We start from the raw sequence: 16,983 nt of genomic DNA on the forward strand, positions 1-16,983 counted from the left end.
CTCACTTAACCAAACTCACGCAGGCGATACAGGAGACGAATAAGCGGCGACGGTTTTTTGTCATTGTTGACCTGTTCACCCGTGATCACCACCGTTGCCGTCGTGCCAGCTGGATAGAGGTCGCCCATTTGGCGATCGAGGCGAATTTTTACCGGCACACGCTGCGCCAGACGTACCCACTCCAGATTAGAATCCACGTTAGCCAAACCTTTATTGTTCGCGCTGCTGCTGCTGTTATTCACGCCAGCCGCTACGCTATCCACCGTGCCATAAAATATCTTTTCACTGCCCAACGGCGTGATTTCTGCACGATAGCCGCGGCGAACCCCTTCAAGCTTGGTTTCTTCCATGTACGCCAGCAGGTAGAACGAATCCTTCTTCACCAGCGCTACCGCCGTATTGCCGCGTTCGATGAACTCACCGCTCTGCACATGCAGGTTGGTCACCCAACCGTCAGCAGGGGCGCGTACCACGGTGCGTTCCAGCTCCAGTTGCGCCAGTGACAATACCGCCTGCGCTTTAGCAAGCTGGTGCGTGGCGGTTTCCAGGGCATTACTGGACTGATCGATATTTTCCTGCGACATCGCACTGATACCCAGTCGCGCCCGACGCCCTGATTCCCGGCGTTTTTCCGTTACCAGTGCCTGATAGTAGGCGACATCCGCTTCCGCCTGCGCGACAGCCTGATGGTAGCGCGGCTGGTCGATAACAAACAGCACATCCCCTTTGTTCACCAGTTGATTGTCCGTGACGCGAACATCGCTCAACAACCCACTGACGTCCGGTGCAATCGCGACAACATCCGCCGTAAATTTGGCATCGCGCGTCCAAGGCGATTCGGTATAAAACGCCCAGACACGGAAAATGGCGACAATCGCGCACAGCACAATCACCAGCGTAATCGCTACGCGGCTCATTTTTTTGATCAGCACGGCCTGCTGTCTAAATAAGGTTAAAAAGAACGCTTTCACAGACGCCTCACAGACCGTAACGGAAGAGTAAATAGAACAAACAGCAGAACAGCGCGCTGTTAAACAGCGCCGGATGCCAGACGAAGTCATAGATACCCGTCGGTTGCAGCAGGCGGTTCACGACAAAAAACAGAGTCAATGACACCAGCAGGACAAAAAATACGGGGGGGAATGACAGCCCGAACAGCACCATAACCGGGAGTGAACTCATCCTCTTTTCCTTTTTTCTATTAGGTAGCGGTAGCGCGCAGGTTCGCTACCGGATGGTAAATTATGTTGTCTGATACTGACGTTCAGCATAGACAAAAGCGCTTCATCCCGCAGGCTGGCTGCCAGCGAATGAGATAGCGTTAAACTGATGAATAGCGATGCCAGCAGGGGCTGACTAGCGATGGGAAATCAGCGTACGATCTGCATTGGGTAAATAAACACAATCATTGGGTAGCCTTGAGCGGTGAATAATCATGTATAGCCGCAAGGACGATATCTGTTCGCGTTCACCTGTAAGTAACGCTGCAACTTGAGCGATGGCGGACAATGCTCCACCCGGCATCACCGGATAGGCTATATTATGGATGCTTATTATCACCTTATCTACATAGTGTGATCTAAATCACTTTTAAGCCAGAGTGAATAATGGAAAGACTAAAGAGTATGTCGGTGTTTGCCCGCGTGGTGGAATTTGGTTCTTTTACCGCGGCCGCCCGCCAGTTACAGATGAGCGTATCCGCCGTCAGCCAGACCGTCACCAAGCTTGAAGATGAACTACAGATTAAGCTGCTGAACCGCAGTACGCGCAGCATTGGGCTGACGGAAGCGGGGAAAATTTACTATCACGGCTGTCGCCGCATGCTGCATGAGGCGCATGAGGTCCATGAGCAGCTCTACGCTTTCAACAATACGCCGATCGGCACACTGCGCATCGGCAGTTCTTCTACGATGGCGCAGAATGTGTTGTCCACCATGACTGCCGCGATGCTGAAGGAATATCCCGGCTTGTCCGTGAATCTGGTCACAGGAATCCCCGCTCCCGACCTGATTGCCGACGGGCTGGATATCGTTATCCGCGTCGGCGCATTGCAGGATTCCAGCCTGTTCTCAAAACGATTAGGCTCGATGCCGATGGTGATCTGTGCCGCCAAAAGCTATCTGGCACAACATGGCACGCCGGATAAACCGGCAGATATGGTGAATTTTTCCTGGCTGGAATACAGCGTACGCCCTGACAGCGAATTTGAGCTGATCGCCCCGGAAGGCATTTCAACCCGCGTCACACCACAAGGGCGCTTTGTCACTAACGATCCGCAAACGCTGGTACGTTGGCTCAAGGCTGGCGCGGGCATCGCCTACGTTCCACTTATGTGGGTCGTGGACGAAATCAATCGCGGCGAAATCGAGATCTTATTTAACCGCTACCACTCCGACCCGCGCCCGGTCTATGCGCTCTACACCCGCAAAGACAACCTGCCGCTAAAAGTACAGGTCTGTATTAACTACATGACGGAATACTTCAAAAATGTCGCCCTGACATATCAGGGTTACCGACAGGATCATGGAGAGGAAAAAAAGTAGGATTTGCAAAGAGGAAAATGCGAGACGCCTTCCTCTTTCATACAAAACACATCCCCATCCCACCATCCGTACGTTATATCTCTTTCCTTCGTTCAGGAAAGTAAAATCACATGGATAAGGTACGAATAAATTCGTACAATATAGGTGAAGGGATGGGGTTCAAGAAGGCGATGACATGAAAATTTTCAAAGTCGGCGATACACAGTCCGCTCTCTGTAACACATGCCAGTCACTTGAAACTGCGACGTTTCAGCTTAGAGACGTCCCATTCAGCGATAGCAGCGGCGTGGTGAGACAGGTTTTGGTTGGCGTTTGCAATCGCTGCGGGAATGTTGCCATCATCCCCCATCAATCTACGCCTATGATTAAGAAAGCGCTGGATGTACAGCGTAAGGCGCTAGAAAGCAGAGTCCCTGCGCACATGATAGATATCTTAAATCTGGCAAGCTGCGAATTAGGTGGGGAACCCGATTTTATTCCCACGCTGATGAAATACTATCTTCACACGCTGGCAGCCGATCGCGCAGCGGCACAAGAGATCCCGCGTTTTCTGCAAAGTGATTTGGCAAAAGGAAAATCCGAGAAACGTCTTTCTCTTAAAGGAAGGCATGTCGCGACAGACATTGACGTACTAAAAACCACGACAAACATCTCCAGTACAACAGACCTATTAAAAGGCATTGTTCTCAAGATTAAGGAAGATGTCTTGGTACAGCGAGATGAAATACACATCAGGCAGCTCAAATCGATTATTGCAGCGGTTTCCTGACTTTTTACTCCATTACCTCTCAACCCAATAAAAAAACAGCGCTTATAAAAGCGCTGTTTTAAAAAGACATCAGAGCAAATTACGCCGTGCCGCCAACGGTCAGGCTTTCCAGCTTCAACGTAGGTTGGCCAACGCCGACAGGCAGGCTTTGCCCTTCTTTACCGCACACGCCGACGCCTTTATCCAGCGCCAGATCGTTGCCGACCATTGAAATCTGCTGCATCGCTTCGATACCGGAGCCAATCAGCGTGGCACCTTTGACTGGCGTGGTGATACGACCTTTTTCAATCAGGTACGCTTCGGACGTCGAGAAGACGAACTTGCCAGAAGTGATATCGACCTGACCGCCGCCAAAGTTTGGCGCATACAGGCCGTATTCGACGCTAGAGATAATCTCTTCCGGCGTGGATTTCCCGGCCAGCATGTAGGTGTTCGTCATACGCGGCATCGGCAGATGAGCATAAGACTCGCGGCGACCGTTGCCCGTCGGCGCAACACCCATCAGACGAGCATTCAGCTTGTCTTGCATGTAGCCTTTCAGAATACCGTTTTCGATCAGGACGTTGTACTGCCCCGGAACGCCCTCATCGTCCATTGAGAGGGAGCCACGGCGTCCGCTCAATGTGCCATCATCGACGACCGTGCACAGCTCTGACGCGACGAGTTTCCCCATCTGTCCGCTGAATACTGACGTGCCGCGACGGTTAAAATCGCCTTCCAGACCGTGACCCACCGCTTCATGCAGCAACACGCCCGGCCAGCCTGCGCCCAACACCACCGGCATTGGCCCTGCAGGTGCAGCCACCGCCGACAGGTTAACCAGCGCCATACGCACGGCTTCTTTCGCCCACGCATCAACACGCGCTTCACCGTCCGCCACTTCCCAGAAATAGTCATAGCCGCCACGCATGCCGCCACCGCTGGAACCGCGCTCACGTTTGCCTTCAGCTTCGACCAGCACGCTGATCGACAGGCGAACCAGCGGACGCACATCCGCCGCCAGCGTACCGTCTGTTGCCGCTACCAGCACCAGCTCATAGACGCCAGTCAGGCTGGCTGACACTTCCTGCACGCGTGCATCTGCGGCACGCGCGACCGTATCTGCACGTTGCAACAGCGCAATTTTGTCCTCACGCGTCAAGCTATCCAGTGGATTCAACGTTGGATAGAGCGCCCGATGCGACACTTCGCCCAGCGTGTGCGCCGTACCTGTACCCTGTTCCCGCACAATGCTGCGTGCTGCCTGCGCACTCTGATGCAATGCGTTCAGCGTGATCTGATCGGCATAAGCAAACCCGGTCTTTTCACCGTCAATCGCACGGATACCCACGCCCTGATCGATATTGTAAGAACCGTCTTTAATGATGCGATCTTCCAGTACCCAGGATTCATGGTAGCTGGACTGGAAATAGAGATCGGCATAGTCCAGACGACGCTCATTAAGCGACCCCAGCACAGCGGCGAGATCGTCAAGATTCAATTTATTGGCGGTGAGTAACTGCTCACTGACAAACGAAAGGCTCATAGTTTTTCACTCTTTATCAGATAATCGGCTGAGTACACTGCGCTGCCCTAACGGCATTATTCGCCTTTCTTCTTGTTCGGCTCACGCAGCACTTCCTGAATCTTTGGCTGATCGAGGCTACCGGAAATCTGGTAGCGAATCAGCGAAATCTTGTTCCATAGCGGTGCCAGCACTTTACTGGCAGCAAACACCGCGGCCCCTATAACCGGATTGACGGCAAATGCGGTCGCCACGCCCACCGTCGCAGAAATTTCCGGGGCGATAACCGCTTCCATATTGACCTGTCGCTTAGCGAGGTCGAGATCGCCTTTCATCGCGATATCCGCCTCCAGACCGTCGATCAGCATATCATCAGTATGCAACACGCCGTCTTTAATCCATGCGGTGCTGCGAATCGAGTCGAAGTAAAATCCACGGCCAAACGTATCACTAAAATCAAACCGCAGCTTACGCATCAGCGCATCGAAGCTCAATAAACGCAGCAGTTGACCCGCCTGACCCGCACCCACTTCGGCAATTTCACCTTTACCAATGCGCGTGTGCAATATTCCGCTCAGGCTGGCAATATCCGGTGCCCAAGGCGTTCCGCGCCAGTACAAATCGTAATCCACATCGAAAGAACCGGCCTTCAGCGGTGAATCAACGCCGAACCAGTTAGCATTCTGCTCCAGACTATCCCCGGTCAGGCGGCCTTTTAGCGCGGTCCGTACGCCTTCAGCATTTTCCTGCCAGGTGCCGTTGACCGTCAGACGAGCCTTACCTGTATCAATGATGCCGTCCGTCAGCGTTAACTTTTCCTTTTCTGGCAGCAGCGTTCCCTGAATACGTCCCATATTCTGCCCGATAATCCAGCACTGGCGACAATTAACCGCCAGCGACGGCCAGTCTTCAAAGCTGATACTCGGGTCGTTCAACGGCGATTTTTTCTCTGCTAACGCCACCGGGTTAGTCGCTTCATTCCCTTTCCACTGAGGATTGTAGTAGAGATAATTGATGTCACTGCGCCACATACCACGATTGGGTATCTCAACCGTTCCGTCAATTTCACGCCCCTTTGCCTTCACTTCACTGCCAGCAAGCGTATTTTTGCGCGTAATTTCCAGATCGTGCCACTGCTGCCCCAACAGTTGCAGTTCAGGTGTACGCAAGGTCACCGCTTCTGGGAAACGAAGGGAACTCTGTGCCTTTCTCCCTTCCGCCGATGTCGAGGCACGCAGTGATGGCAGGAGCCCCAGCCAACTTTCCGCATCCAGCGACGGAAGATCGAGCACCAGCGAGGAATCATCGGGTAATGCAGGCGCCGACGTTGCCGCATTCTGCCAGCTTGCCCGCGCCAGCGTCACGGTGTCGCCTTTCAGCAGCCATTGACTATTGAAGCGGTTATCCTTGCCCAGCCGTCCCTGCATAGCGAAACCATTCAGATCACCACTGGCTTTGACTTCCAGCGGCAGGCTCTCACCAGCTGGTTTATTTAGCGGGTTAGGTAAGTGACTACTCACTTTATTTAAATCAGCCTGAATATCAACCTCATAGGTTGTCTTGCCGGTATGCGGCAGATTGACGGCAACCGTACTCTTCCAGCCTGCCGTGCCGGACAGCGCCTTGCTTGCCGATGCTGGCAAGCCGGGCAAGAGCGCAGGCTGCCAGTCGCCCTGCAAGCCCACATTCACCAGAAAGGCCTTCGCTTGTTCTTCTGTGGTGAAGTTGACCGCCATCGGCTGATTCATCCAATTCGCCTGAAGCGTGTCACTGCGTAAGTTGCCGTTTTCATAGCGGAACTTACCCGTGAGATTCTTAATCGTGGTATTCAACGGTTTGATGTACAGGCTGTTATTGTTCAGCGCAATGTCACCACTGGCGTGAACATCATCACCGACAAGCGGAATATCCAGATGCAGCGAGCCTTTCACTGGCCCGCCAATTTTCAGTTCATCCAGCGCCGTACCCAACGAGGATTTCAGCGGCGTCTGATTAAAATAGTTCCCCACTTCAGGCCCCGGACCTTCCAGTTCGCCATCAATGAGCAGCATCTCTTTTTCATAATCGGGAATGACCGCGCTAATATTCTTGCCTTCCACCTTGCCCAGCCAGGTTTGTGGCGCAAACATCCATAGACCGTTGTTGGCGAAATCCAGATTAATATCCAGTGGCGTCAGCGCAGGCCAGCCCGGCTGAAACTCGAAGGTCGCCTCTTTCACCGGCACCCAGACTTCGAATTGGCCTTCGTTATGCGTATACGGGAAGTGCTGCGGATTACCGGCAAAGATCAGCGTCGCGTTATCGACACGACCGCCCTTCAGCGCGCCGCTCAGATAGTCCACCAGCTCAGTGCCCATAAACTGTTCAGGATAATAACGCCAGGCATCCGCCGCGTCGGTCAAGCGGATACCCGCCAGAATATCCAGCTTCGGCTCCTGTTTAACTGGCTGTTCGTAACGGAAATCACCGTTCGCCCATAGCGATTTCGCCTGCACATCCAGCCCATGGCTCCAAAGCGCCAAACCCTGTGCGTCATTACGCCAGTCAATCGTGCCGCTGGCCTGCTGGATTTCCAACGGCGCGCGGAACATATCAACATAGGGTAGCGTGCTCTGCTTTAATGCTACGCTGACCTGACCACGCTCGGCGCTGCCACGGGCAGAACCAGAAAAATGATCGACCCCCGGCAGCAATTTCCACTGTTTCCAGCTCACGTCCTGCCAGCTGGCCTGAAAGCGGCTTCTCTCCGGCTGTTGCAGAGGGATATCGACGGAAACCGTATTCAATGTGCCCGTCGGTTGCAGTTCTGCCCAACGTTCTTTCAACGCTGGCGTTGTACTGGACAGCAGCGGCAACAGCGTGCTTACCCGCTCCAGCGCCAGATTGCTGGCGCGAACACGCAGCTCTTCCTGCCGATCGGGCCCCAGCATGTGTTCATTTTTTGGCAGCCAGAGGGCAGAGAGCCGCCCTTTCGGCCAGGCAATGCCATCCGTTGCCAGATTCAATTCAGGCACATCCACCTGCCAGCCATTTTCCTGACGGCTGACATGCAGCGTCATGTCATCAACATTCAGGCGATGTGCATCAGGACCGTCCCCCCAGTTGGCCGTCCCCTGATTAAGGAACACGTCTCCACTGTGGATGCCGCCATCACGGACGTTCAGCCAGGCCGCCAGGCTAAAATCGGCGCTTTCCAACCCGGTATTATTTTTCATCCAGCGGCTGAGCCAAGGCTTCATATCGATGTTATCAGCCTGCAGATAGAAGGTGCCGTTGCTGAGCAGCCCCTGCTCATCGTGCAAGTCCATGCGCATTTGCACCACGCCGTGCTGGCCGTTAAAACTCGACAAGCTGATCAACCCTTCCGCACGATGACGTTTGTCGGAATTCAGCCAGGTCAGCTGTGGGATGCTTAGCTCCGCGCGGGAGCCGGAAGGGGTAAGAAAGGTAATGTGGCTATCACGCAGGTCAAAGTGGTCAAACTGGCGCAGGAAAAGGTCGCTGACCTTTCCTGATTCCATCAGTTTGCTGTCCTGCTGCTGCCCAGTAAAAGGGCTATTAATATCGAGCTTTAACTGGTGAAACGTGAGATCGCGGAACTGCCAGCGCCCGTGTAACAATGACTGCCACACATCCAATGCCAGCGTAATGCGATCAACCTGCCAGTCTGATTCCGGCAGAGACGTGCGAAGCTTTTCAATTTCCAGCGTGGGGCCAAAGGACTCCCAGCGCCCCGTCATCGAGCCGATTTCTAACGGGACACCCGCCGCAGACTGCGCCCAAGCCACCAGCTGTGGCCGGAAATGATCGAGCTGCGGCAGCACCAGTCTTAAGCCGCTAACTAACAGCGCAACCATCACGACAAGAGTGGCACCCGTGATGACTACAATTCCGGGCAGTCGCCTCACTAATATCTCCTTCTTTCGTCGCCGACGACGAGCGTACGAATTTACATCATGACGACGTCAAACTGCTCCTGGCTATACAGGGGTTCGATTTGTACTTTGACCTGCTTGCCGACGAAAATTTCGACCTCAGCTAACGCGTGCGACTCTTCACTTTTCAGCGCTTCCCCAACGGCCGGTGAAGCATAAACCAGGAAACGATCGGTGTCATAAGCGTGGTGGACACGCACGATTTCACGCATGATTTCATAGCAGACGCTTTCTACCGTCTTCACGGTGCCGCGGCCATGACAGGTCGGGCATTCATGGCAGAGCACGTGCTCGATACTCTCACGCGTGCGTTTACGCGTCATCTCCACTAATCCTAGTTGAGAGAAGCCGTTAATACTGGTTTTGACCCGATCTTTACTGAGCGCCTGCTCCAGCGAATGCAGTACCCGCCGACGGTGATCGTCGTTATTCATATCGATGAAGTCGATAATGATGATGCCGCCGAGGTTACGCAGGCGCAGCTGCCGCGCAATCGCCTGCGTGGCCTCCGTGTTGGTATTGAAAATGGTCTCATCCAGATTGCGGTGGCCGACAAACGCCCCCGTGTTGATGTCGATGGTCGTCATCGCTTCAGTCTGATCGATGATCAAATAGCCGCCGGACTTCAGTTCAACCTTTCTGTCCAGCGAACGCTGGATCTCATTTTCTACGTCAAACAGGTCAAAAATAGGCTGTTTACCCGCATAGTGTTCGAGTTTGCGGGTCATCTCTGGGATATATTCGGAGGTAAATTCCAGCAGTGCTTCATACGTCAGTCGGGAGTCAATCCGAATGCGATCCAACGCCGCACCGGCGAAATCACGCAAAATTCGCTGGGCGAGCGCAACTTCACCGTAGAGCTTGCATTTGGTCTGGTTGCGCTTTTTGCGCTCCATCACCTTGCCCCACAGACGCTTCAGGAACGCCGCATCCTGCGAGAGTTCTTCTTCACCGATCCCTTCCGCTGCGGTACGAATGATGAAACCACCGTCATCGTCACAATACTCGGCGACCGTTTTCTTTAAGCGCTCGCGTTCCGCTTCGCTCTCAATCCGCTGTGACACGCCAACATGCGATGCGCCGGGCATAAACACCAGATAGCGCGATGGCAGTGTGATATCGGTCGTCAGTCGTGCACCTTTGGTTCCCAGTGGATCTTTGACCACCTGCACCATGAGATCCTGCCCCTGACGCACCAGCTCGGCGATATCACGGACGTGAAAATTCTTCTGTTCGTCACCGGCAACACATTCGGTGTGCGGCATAATATCGGATGCGTGCAGGAATGCCGCTTTATCCAGACCGATGTCCACGAACGCCGCCTGCATACCCGGCAGAACGCGGCTCACGCGGCCTTTATAAATGTTGCCGACAATGCCGCGCTTCGCATCACGCTCAATGTGGATTTCCTGCAAAATACCGCCGTCGATATAGGCAACGCGCGTTTCTGAAGGTGTAACGTTTACCAGTAACTCAGCAGTCATGTTTTCCTCTTGCACTCCGCAACGCAGCAAAATTACTGAATAGCTCATGGGTTTCTACCAGCGGCAGCCCAACCACCGCGTAATAGCTCCCGTTAAGCGACCGGACAAAGCATCCACCTTTGCCCTGAATACCGTAAGCCCCAGCTTTATCCATTGGCTCGCCGCTAGCGATATACCGTTCGATATCCTGCTGCGAGAGCGGACGGAAGACGACGTCGGTGATCACCAGACAACTCAATATATCGTCTTTATCTGCCAGCGCGACGGCCGTCATCACCTGATGTGGTTTCCCGGACAGTTGACTCAACATCTCTGCCGCATGGGCTTCATCTTGCGGTTTTTCCAACACCTGGCCGTTAAGCACTACGATGGTGTCCGCCCCCAGAACCGGCAAATCGAGCGGTGCAGCCGCGACACCCGCCGCGGCTTTTTCATGCGCCAGACGCCGGACATAGACTTCCGCTGCTTCCTCCGGTAACCGCTGCTCTTCCACCGCGACGTTCAGTACAGCAAAAGGAATATCGAGCTGCGTGAGCAGTTCACGACGGCGGGGAGAAGCGGAGGCCAGATAAAGCTGGGTCATGAATCACCTTATTGCACAGTAAACTGACGGCGAATTTTACGCATCAGGAGGAACAGCCACGGCCAGAGTACGCCATCCACGACGCTATTCCAGAATGTTTCTGGTCGGAAAGAGACATTAATAACTAAAAATTCTGCCCAGAATACCGTGAGGTCCATCAGCAGCGACAATAGCATGACGATTAATGCCTGCTGCCATAACGCCATATTTCGGAACAGTTGGAATTTAAAGGCGACCAGATAAGCAATAATGCTCAACGCCAGCGCCCGTACTCCCAGTGTAGACCCAAGAATCAGGTCCATAATCAGACCTAATATAAATCCTGTGCCGACATTCACCCGATGTGGCAATGCCATCACCCAGTAAATCAGGAATAGCGTCAGCCAGGAGGGGCGAAACATGTAGATTTCATCCGGCCACGGCATAATCTGCAACACCATGGCGATCAGAAAAGAAAGCCAGATAATCCAGTTGCCATGCCTGCGATAACGGTTCATTGGCGGCCTCTCTGCGGCTCGACGGTGGGCGCAGCGGTATCAGGAGGCAACGGAGGCCCCATGTCGTCAGGCGACGGTAATACCTGCGGCATCATCTGCATCAGCCGCTCATTGGCAACCCGATGGACTTCCGCCGGCGGCAGCGAGGTATTGGAGTTATTCTCCACACCCCACAGTAACAACAGATAGCGCAGGCGCTGTAGCCCCGCCGTCGGGCGTGCCTGAATAATCGTATAAGCGCGCTGTGTATCAGCTTTGACCGATGACACAACCGCGACCGGATACCCTTCAGGGAAACGTCCGCCCAGCCCCGATGTGACCAGCACATCACCGACGCGAATATCGGTATTGTTAGGCAAGTGCTCCAGTTGCAGATCGTCGGCGCAGCCATTACCGGCAGCAATCACGCGGATATCGTTGCGCAGCACCTGAATGGGCAGCGCGTGGGAAACATCACAAATCAACAAAACCCGGCTGGTAAACTGCCCAACCGCCACAACCTGACCCACCACGCCTTTATCGCTGATGACCGGTTGCCCTTCATACACGCCGTTCGTCTGACCTTTATCAATCACTACCTGATCGCTGTAAGGGTCGGTTCCAGCAGACATCACCTGCGTCACCATCTTCTGCTCATCCTGACGCAGTGGCGAGCCGAGCAGTTCACGTAACCGCGCATTTTCCTGCTTGAGCTGACCTAACATCAACAGGTCGCTGTTTTTCATCAACAGCTCCTGACGCAGCGCAGTATTTTCAAGGCCTAATTGCTCACGGGTCGCCAGTGAGGCGGACATGTTGTCCAGAACCTGACGGGGCCCATTTGCCAGAAAATAAAATGGGCTGACGGCGGTATCCATGTACGTTCTGATTTTGACGAACGAACCGAGCCGACTGTCCGCAACGATCACGACAATCGCGGTAACGACAGCAAGAAAAAGTCGTAATTGCAGGGAAGGTCCCCTGCTAAAAAGCGGCTTCATAAAATTTGCGTATTCCTCGACAGCAACCTCAAATCGCTCCCGGCGATTTTTAACGTCACAAAGCGGCAGCCCCGTAGGGCGGATTTCATTCGCTCAGGCAAATAAAAAAGGGGTAACCACGAGAGATGAAAAACGCAGGCGTTCATCCATCCGGTCCCCCCTTTTCCAGACAGGATTACTCCTCGCTGAACAAATCGCCACCGTGCATGTCGATCATTTCCAGCGCCTTGCCGCCGCCACGGGCAACACAGGTCAGTGGATCTTCAGCCACCACGACCGGAATACCGGTCTCTTCCATCAGCAAGCGATCCAGGTTACGCAGCAGTGCGCCACCGCCAGTTAACACCATACCGCGCTCGGAAATATCGGAGGCCAGTTCCGGTGGGCACTGTTCCAACGCCGCCATGACCGCGCTGACGATACCCGTCAACGGCTCTTGCAGCGCTTCCAGAATTTCGTTGGAATTCAGCGTAAATCCACGCGGCACACCTTCAGCCAGGTTACGGCCACGTACTTCAATCTCAAGCACTTCGTCGCCCGGATACGCGGAGCCGATTTCATGCTTGATACGTTCCGCCGTTGCTTCACCGATCAGTGAACCATAGTTACGACGAACGTAGTTGATGATCGCTTCGTCAAAGCGGTCACCGCCAATACGGACAGAAGAGGAGTACACCACGCCGTTCAGCGAGATCACCGCCACTTCCGTGGTACCACCACCGATATCCACTACCATGGAGCCCGTCGCTTCGGATACCGGCATACCAGCACCGATCGCTGCCGCCATCGGCTCTTCGATCAGAAACACTTCACGGGCACCCGCACCCAGTGCAGATTCGCGAATCGCACGACGCTCAACCTGTGTTGCTCCCACTGGAACACACACCAACACGCGTGGGCTCGGACGCATAAAGCTGTCGCTATGCACTTGTTTGATAAAGTGCTGCAACATTTTTTCCGTGACCTGGAAGTCAGCAATAACGCCGTCTTTCATCGGGCGAATCGCCACGATATTCCCAGGCGTTCTGCCCAGCATCTGCTTAGCGTCGTGGCCTACTGCCGCCACGCTTTTTTGGGAACCAGCACGATCCTGACGAATCGCAACCACAGAGGGTTCATTCAGTATGATGCCCTGCCCTTTAACATAAATCAGGGTATTGGCGGTACCCAGGTCGATGGACAAGTCGTTGGAAAACATGCCACGAAATTTCTTAAACATAACTAAAGGATAATCCTGCAAGCTGGGGGCGAAAAATAAATCCGCCTACTTTACCAACCACACGAAGCAGCGACAAGGCACGAAAAGGCTCTGCTTCGGTGAAAAATGAGTCTGCGTTGCGCACGTCGGCGTCATAGAGAAGGCACAAAATGCCTTCTCCTCAGGCGGCAAGGCATCTTACCACTGTCTCCCCGACAGAATTGCGCTAACACAGGACATAAAATCTAACATTTAATCGGATTGCCGCTATCGTAAGCACACACTAACCGATTTAACAACCGCCTCATTCTACGTCAATTTGAACAGGACGTTTATATTAAACGCGATGCCGCGATGAATATTTTTTCAGCTCATCCGTTACAAGGACTGATGCGGCAAAAAAATCCCCTTGCCCACCATAAACCCCCTTGCCCAACAGCATTCGCCACTCCTCTTTGGTCCGCACGCCAGCGGCAAACACTCGCGTTTGCGAGCCTTTACAGGCTTCGGTCAGGCTTTGTACAAACAGCTGATTTTCCGGACGACGTTCAAGACTACGCACCAAACCGGGATGAAGCTTGATGATCTCCACGGGGAGTGACTTGATATATGTCGTACTAACCAGCGTTAAACCCGCCTGCGTTACCGCCAGACGACAGCCTAATCCCAGGATCACAGTGAGAACCGGGCGCAGGCGGCCGATATATTGACAAACATCTGCCTCTGCAAGTTCAAATAAAATGCGCTGCCGCTGCGTTTTCGGACATTGTAGTAAGACTTCTTTCAGCCAACGCAGGAAAGGCTTCTGCAAAAGTGAGTCCACGCTTACCGGCAAAGCCAGTGTTTCCCCGGGCCAGTTCGCTGACAAATCAATAATTCGCGCCACAAGCTGTCGATCATAGCTGGCTGCCAGCCCCAGTTGTTGAACCAGCGGCATATACTCCGCGGCGAGCAGTTCCTGTTCCCCATCGTAGATCCGGCTCATCATTTCGCGATGATGCACCACGCCCTCTTTGGTGACCGCAGGTTTCTGATACAGCCTCGGGCCGCCACGCGCCAACGTCTGTTCCAGCAAGGTGCGCCATTTCACACTGCCGCGCCCCTTCTCTGGCACTTGTCTGTCAAACACGCACCAGCTGTTACCGCCCTGCAACACCGCATTGCGCGTCGCGTCTTCCACACTTTCCATCACCTGCTCGGCGCTTTGCCCGCCGCGATAGGCGCAGATACCAATGTGGAGCACTTCTTCCCGATCGATCAACGGGCAGGCAGGGAGAATATCGATGGACTTCACCAGCTGCGTGGCAATCGCATTGGCTTCTTTTAGCGTGCTATGAGGGAGTAATACGGTGAAATCGCTGCTGAAATAGCGCGCCAGCAACGCGGAGGGATAGCGCATGACAAACGTCGACAGCAGATTGATCAGCGTGAAACGGTATTCCTGAAGCGCACTGCTATCACCGTGCGTTTCCTGCAAAGTTTCAAAATCGGGTACGCGGATCATCATGACGACGCCGTGCGTCCCCACTTCTTCGCCATCCTCCAACTGTGTGGTCAGTTGATTATCAAAAAACAGACGATTACTCAGCCCGGTTTCGGCATCCTGTGCGGCGAACGCGCGAATTAAGGTATCAACCCGCCCGCGCTCCTCCCGCGCCTCCACTAAATCAGACAGCAGTTGATCGAGCGCCCCGCTGGTATTGACCGGCCATTCACGTACCGACCCCTGCATAACCGATTCACGTTCGCCCTTGAGAATACGCTGCGCGCGTTCTTCCAATTCTTCCTGTCCCGCGGCCTGACGGCGCAGCCAGCGGATGGAGAAGTACAGCATCAAAAGCATCAGACCCGCAGCCAACAGCACCGATAGCATCGACACCACAAAGCGCGGTAAGCCAATCAGCGGATCGACATACCGTATGGCTATCGTCATGTTCAGGTGGTGCATCAGTGGAAATTCGACCTCATGATAGAGGTGCGTGCGTTCCCAGCCGGCCTCAGGGAGCTGTATTGAATAGAGGGTCGAATCGTTATCCTGAATATCCAGCACAACAATGCCTGCCGTTTTCATCATGCTCGGCAGCCAATATTGGATATTTTCAGGCGATTGCACTAATAACGCCTGATCGATACTGGCCGTAACCTCACGCAGCTGCTGCTCAGTCCGCAGCTGGCTGTAATAACAGAGGCTAAATATGCTACTGAAAAGCATAAGAAAAATGGCGAGAACCGTCAGCAATACCACAAGTATCGAAAATCTGGTCGTAAATCCCATCCCTGCGTCCTATTCCAAATAAGTGTCATTTCTGCGAGTTTGTTGTTTTTTATCAGTTCGCATAAACCAGCTGTAACGCATAGTACCAGTACTCACAACGGTAACTGTATTAACAAATAGTATCTGTAATAACTATAGTCGTTAATGACTTCCCCATTTTCATCCTGCTACAGGAGATAGCCCATGCAGGCTTTAGTTCTTGAACAGTCAGACGGACTGACCCACGCTCAGATTCGCGAGATTGACGCGGAGCAGCTTCCCACCGGGGATGTAACTGTCGATATCAACTGGTCCGGCATTAACTATAAAGATGCGCTTGCCATTACCGGCAAAGGCAAGATTATTCGTAACTTCCCGATGGTTCCTGGGATCGACTTTGCAGGCACCGTACGCCACAGCGACAGCGATCGGTTTACCGTCGGCCAGCCCGTCATCCTGACCGGTTGGGGCGTGGGTGAAAACCACTGGGGCGGATTGGCGCAACAGGCTCGCGTAAAGAGCGATTGGCTGGTTCCCCTGCCCGCTTCGCTGGATGCTCGTAAGGCCATGATTCTGGGTACCGCGGGCTTCACCGCGATGCTGTGCGTCATGGCGCTGGAGGACGGCGGCATCACGCCAGAAAGCGGCGACATTATCGTGACCGGTGCCAGCGGCGGCGTTGGCAGTACCGCTGTCGCCCTGCTTGCAGAGCTAGGTTATCAGGTCACTGCCGTCAGCGGCCGTGCTGACAACACCGATTACCTGAAAAAACTTGGCGCCAAACAGGTGCTAGATCGCAGCGAATTCAGCGGAAGCCCTCGCCCACTGGAGAAACAACGCTGGGCCGGCGCGGTTGATACCGTCGGTGATAACGTACTGGCGACGCTGCTGGCGCAGATGGATTACAACGCGACGGTCGCGGCGTGCGGTCTGGCTGGCGGCATTGCGCTGCCGACTACCGTGATGCCTTTTATTTTACGTAATGTTCGCCTGCAAGGTGTGGATTCCGTTATGGCACCGCTGGCTCGCCGTCAGCAGGCATGGGAGCGCCTGGCAACCATCCTGCCAGAGTCGTTTTACCAGCAAGTCACGCAGGAAATCGGGCTGGAAGACGTCCCTGCCACTGCCGCTGCGCTGCTGGAAAATAAAGTCACCGGCCGCACGCTGGTGAAAATCAGCTAACACCTTTCGTTGATCCAGCCACCTGCACCGCGGGTGGCTGTTACACCCTGCAAA

At 54.0% G+C, this 16,983-nt stretch carries 13 protein-coding genes; 3 read left to right on the forward strand and 10 right to left on the reverse strand.

What is annotated here, in order from left to right:
* Positions 1-5: 5 nt before the first annotated feature.
* Positions 6-971 (reverse strand): p-hydroxybenzoic acid efflux pump subunit AaeA, encoded by a 966-nt coding sequence (gene aaeA, locus I2D83_RS20550; RefSeq protein ID WP_180778493.1) that lies wholly within the window; start codon positions 969-971, stop codon positions 6-8.
* Between the two features lie 7 nt (positions 972-978).
* Positions 979-1,182, reverse strand: coding sequence for a p-hydroxybenzoic acid efflux pump operon protein AaeX (gene aaeX, locus I2D83_RS20555; protein WP_005975424.1), 204 nt, complete (start codon positions 1,180-1,182; stop codon positions 979-981).
* Between the two features lie 425 nt (positions 1,183-1,607).
* Between aaeX and aaeR the strand changes: the two genes are divergently transcribed.
* Together aaeR and I2D83_RS20565 are read left to right on the forward strand one after the other, a co-directional pair.
* The gene (gene aaeR, locus I2D83_RS20560; RefSeq protein WP_012772984.1) at positions 1,608-2,543 is read left to right on the forward strand and encodes an HTH-type transcriptional activator AaeR; all 936 of its coding nucleotides are present in this window, start codon (positions 1,608-1,610) and stop codon (positions 2,541-2,543) included.
* Between the two features lie 175 nt (positions 2,544-2,718).
* On the forward strand, positions 2,719-3,312 hold the full coding sequence (locus I2D83_RS20565; RefSeq protein ID WP_181845755.1) for a hypothetical protein: 594 nt from the start codon (positions 2,719-2,721) through the stop codon (positions 3,310-3,312).
* 79 nt (positions 3,313-3,391) lie between these two features.
* On the opposite strand, the gene tldD is transcribed toward I2D83_RS20565, so the two are convergent.
* From tldD to csrD, 8 genes are all read right to left on the reverse strand, one after another.
* On the reverse strand, positions 3,392-4,837 hold the full coding sequence (gene tldD / locus I2D83_RS20570; RefSeq protein ID WP_181848314.1) for a metalloprotease TldD: 1,446 nt from the start codon (positions 4,835-4,837) through the stop codon (positions 3,392-3,394).
* A gap of 56 nt (positions 4,838-4,893) precedes the next feature.
* Positions 4,894-8,724, reverse strand: coding sequence for an AsmA2 domain-containing protein YhdP (gene yhdP, locus I2D83_RS20575; RefSeq protein ID WP_205947226.1), 3,831 nt, complete (start codon positions 8,722-8,724; stop codon positions 4,894-4,896).
* 41 nt (positions 8,725-8,765) lie between these two features.
* Positions 8,766-10,235: a ribonuclease G gene (gene rng, locus I2D83_RS20580; protein ID WP_012772979.1), complete on the reverse strand. Its 1,470-nt coding sequence runs from the start codon at positions 10,233-10,235 to the stop codon at positions 8,766-8,768.
* Complete coding sequence (locus I2D83_RS20585; RefSeq protein WP_012772978.1) at positions 10,225-10,818, reverse strand: Maf family protein; 594 nt, start codon at positions 10,816-10,818, stop codon at positions 10,225-10,227. The genes rng and I2D83_RS20585 overlap by 11 nt, the downstream gene beginning before the upstream one ends.
* An 8-nt stretch (positions 10,819-10,826) precedes the next feature.
* Complete coding sequence (gene mreD, locus I2D83_RS20590; RefSeq protein ID WP_012772977.1) at positions 10,827-11,315, reverse strand: rod shape-determining protein MreD; 489 nt, start codon at positions 11,313-11,315, stop codon at positions 10,827-10,829.
* Complete coding sequence (gene mreC, locus I2D83_RS20595; protein ID WP_012772976.1) at positions 11,312-12,295, reverse strand: rod shape-determining protein MreC; 984 nt, start codon at positions 12,293-12,295, stop codon at positions 11,312-11,314. Before mreC ends, mreD begins: the two co-directional genes overlap by 4 nt.
* A gap of 175 nt (positions 12,296-12,470) precedes the next feature.
* Entirely contained in the window at positions 12,471-13,514 is a 1,044-nt protein-coding gene (gene mreB / locus I2D83_RS20600) for a rod shape-determining protein MreB (protein ID WP_010300322.1), read from the reverse strand.
* Positions 13,515-13,830: 316 nt separating this feature from the next.
* Complete coding sequence (csrD, locus tag I2D83_RS20605; RefSeq protein WP_181845752.1) at positions 13,831-15,768, reverse strand: RNase E specificity factor CsrD; 1,938 nt, start codon at positions 15,766-15,768, stop codon at positions 13,831-13,833.
* 183 nt (positions 15,769-15,951) lie between these two features.
* Here csrD and acuI point away from each other — a divergent pair, with 183 nt between their 5' ends.
* Positions 15,952-16,929, forward strand: coding sequence for an acrylyl-CoA reductase (NADPH) (gene acuI, locus I2D83_RS20610; RefSeq protein ID WP_181829994.1), 978 nt, complete (start codon positions 15,952-15,954; stop codon positions 16,927-16,929).
* The last annotated feature ends 54 nt before the right edge of the window (positions 16,930-16,983 follow it).

Source organism: Pectobacterium aroidearum (assembly GCF_015689195.1).
In the GTDB taxonomy this organism is placed as follows: Bacteria; Pseudomonadota; Gammaproteobacteria; order Enterobacterales; family Enterobacteriaceae; genus Pectobacterium; species Pectobacterium aroidearum.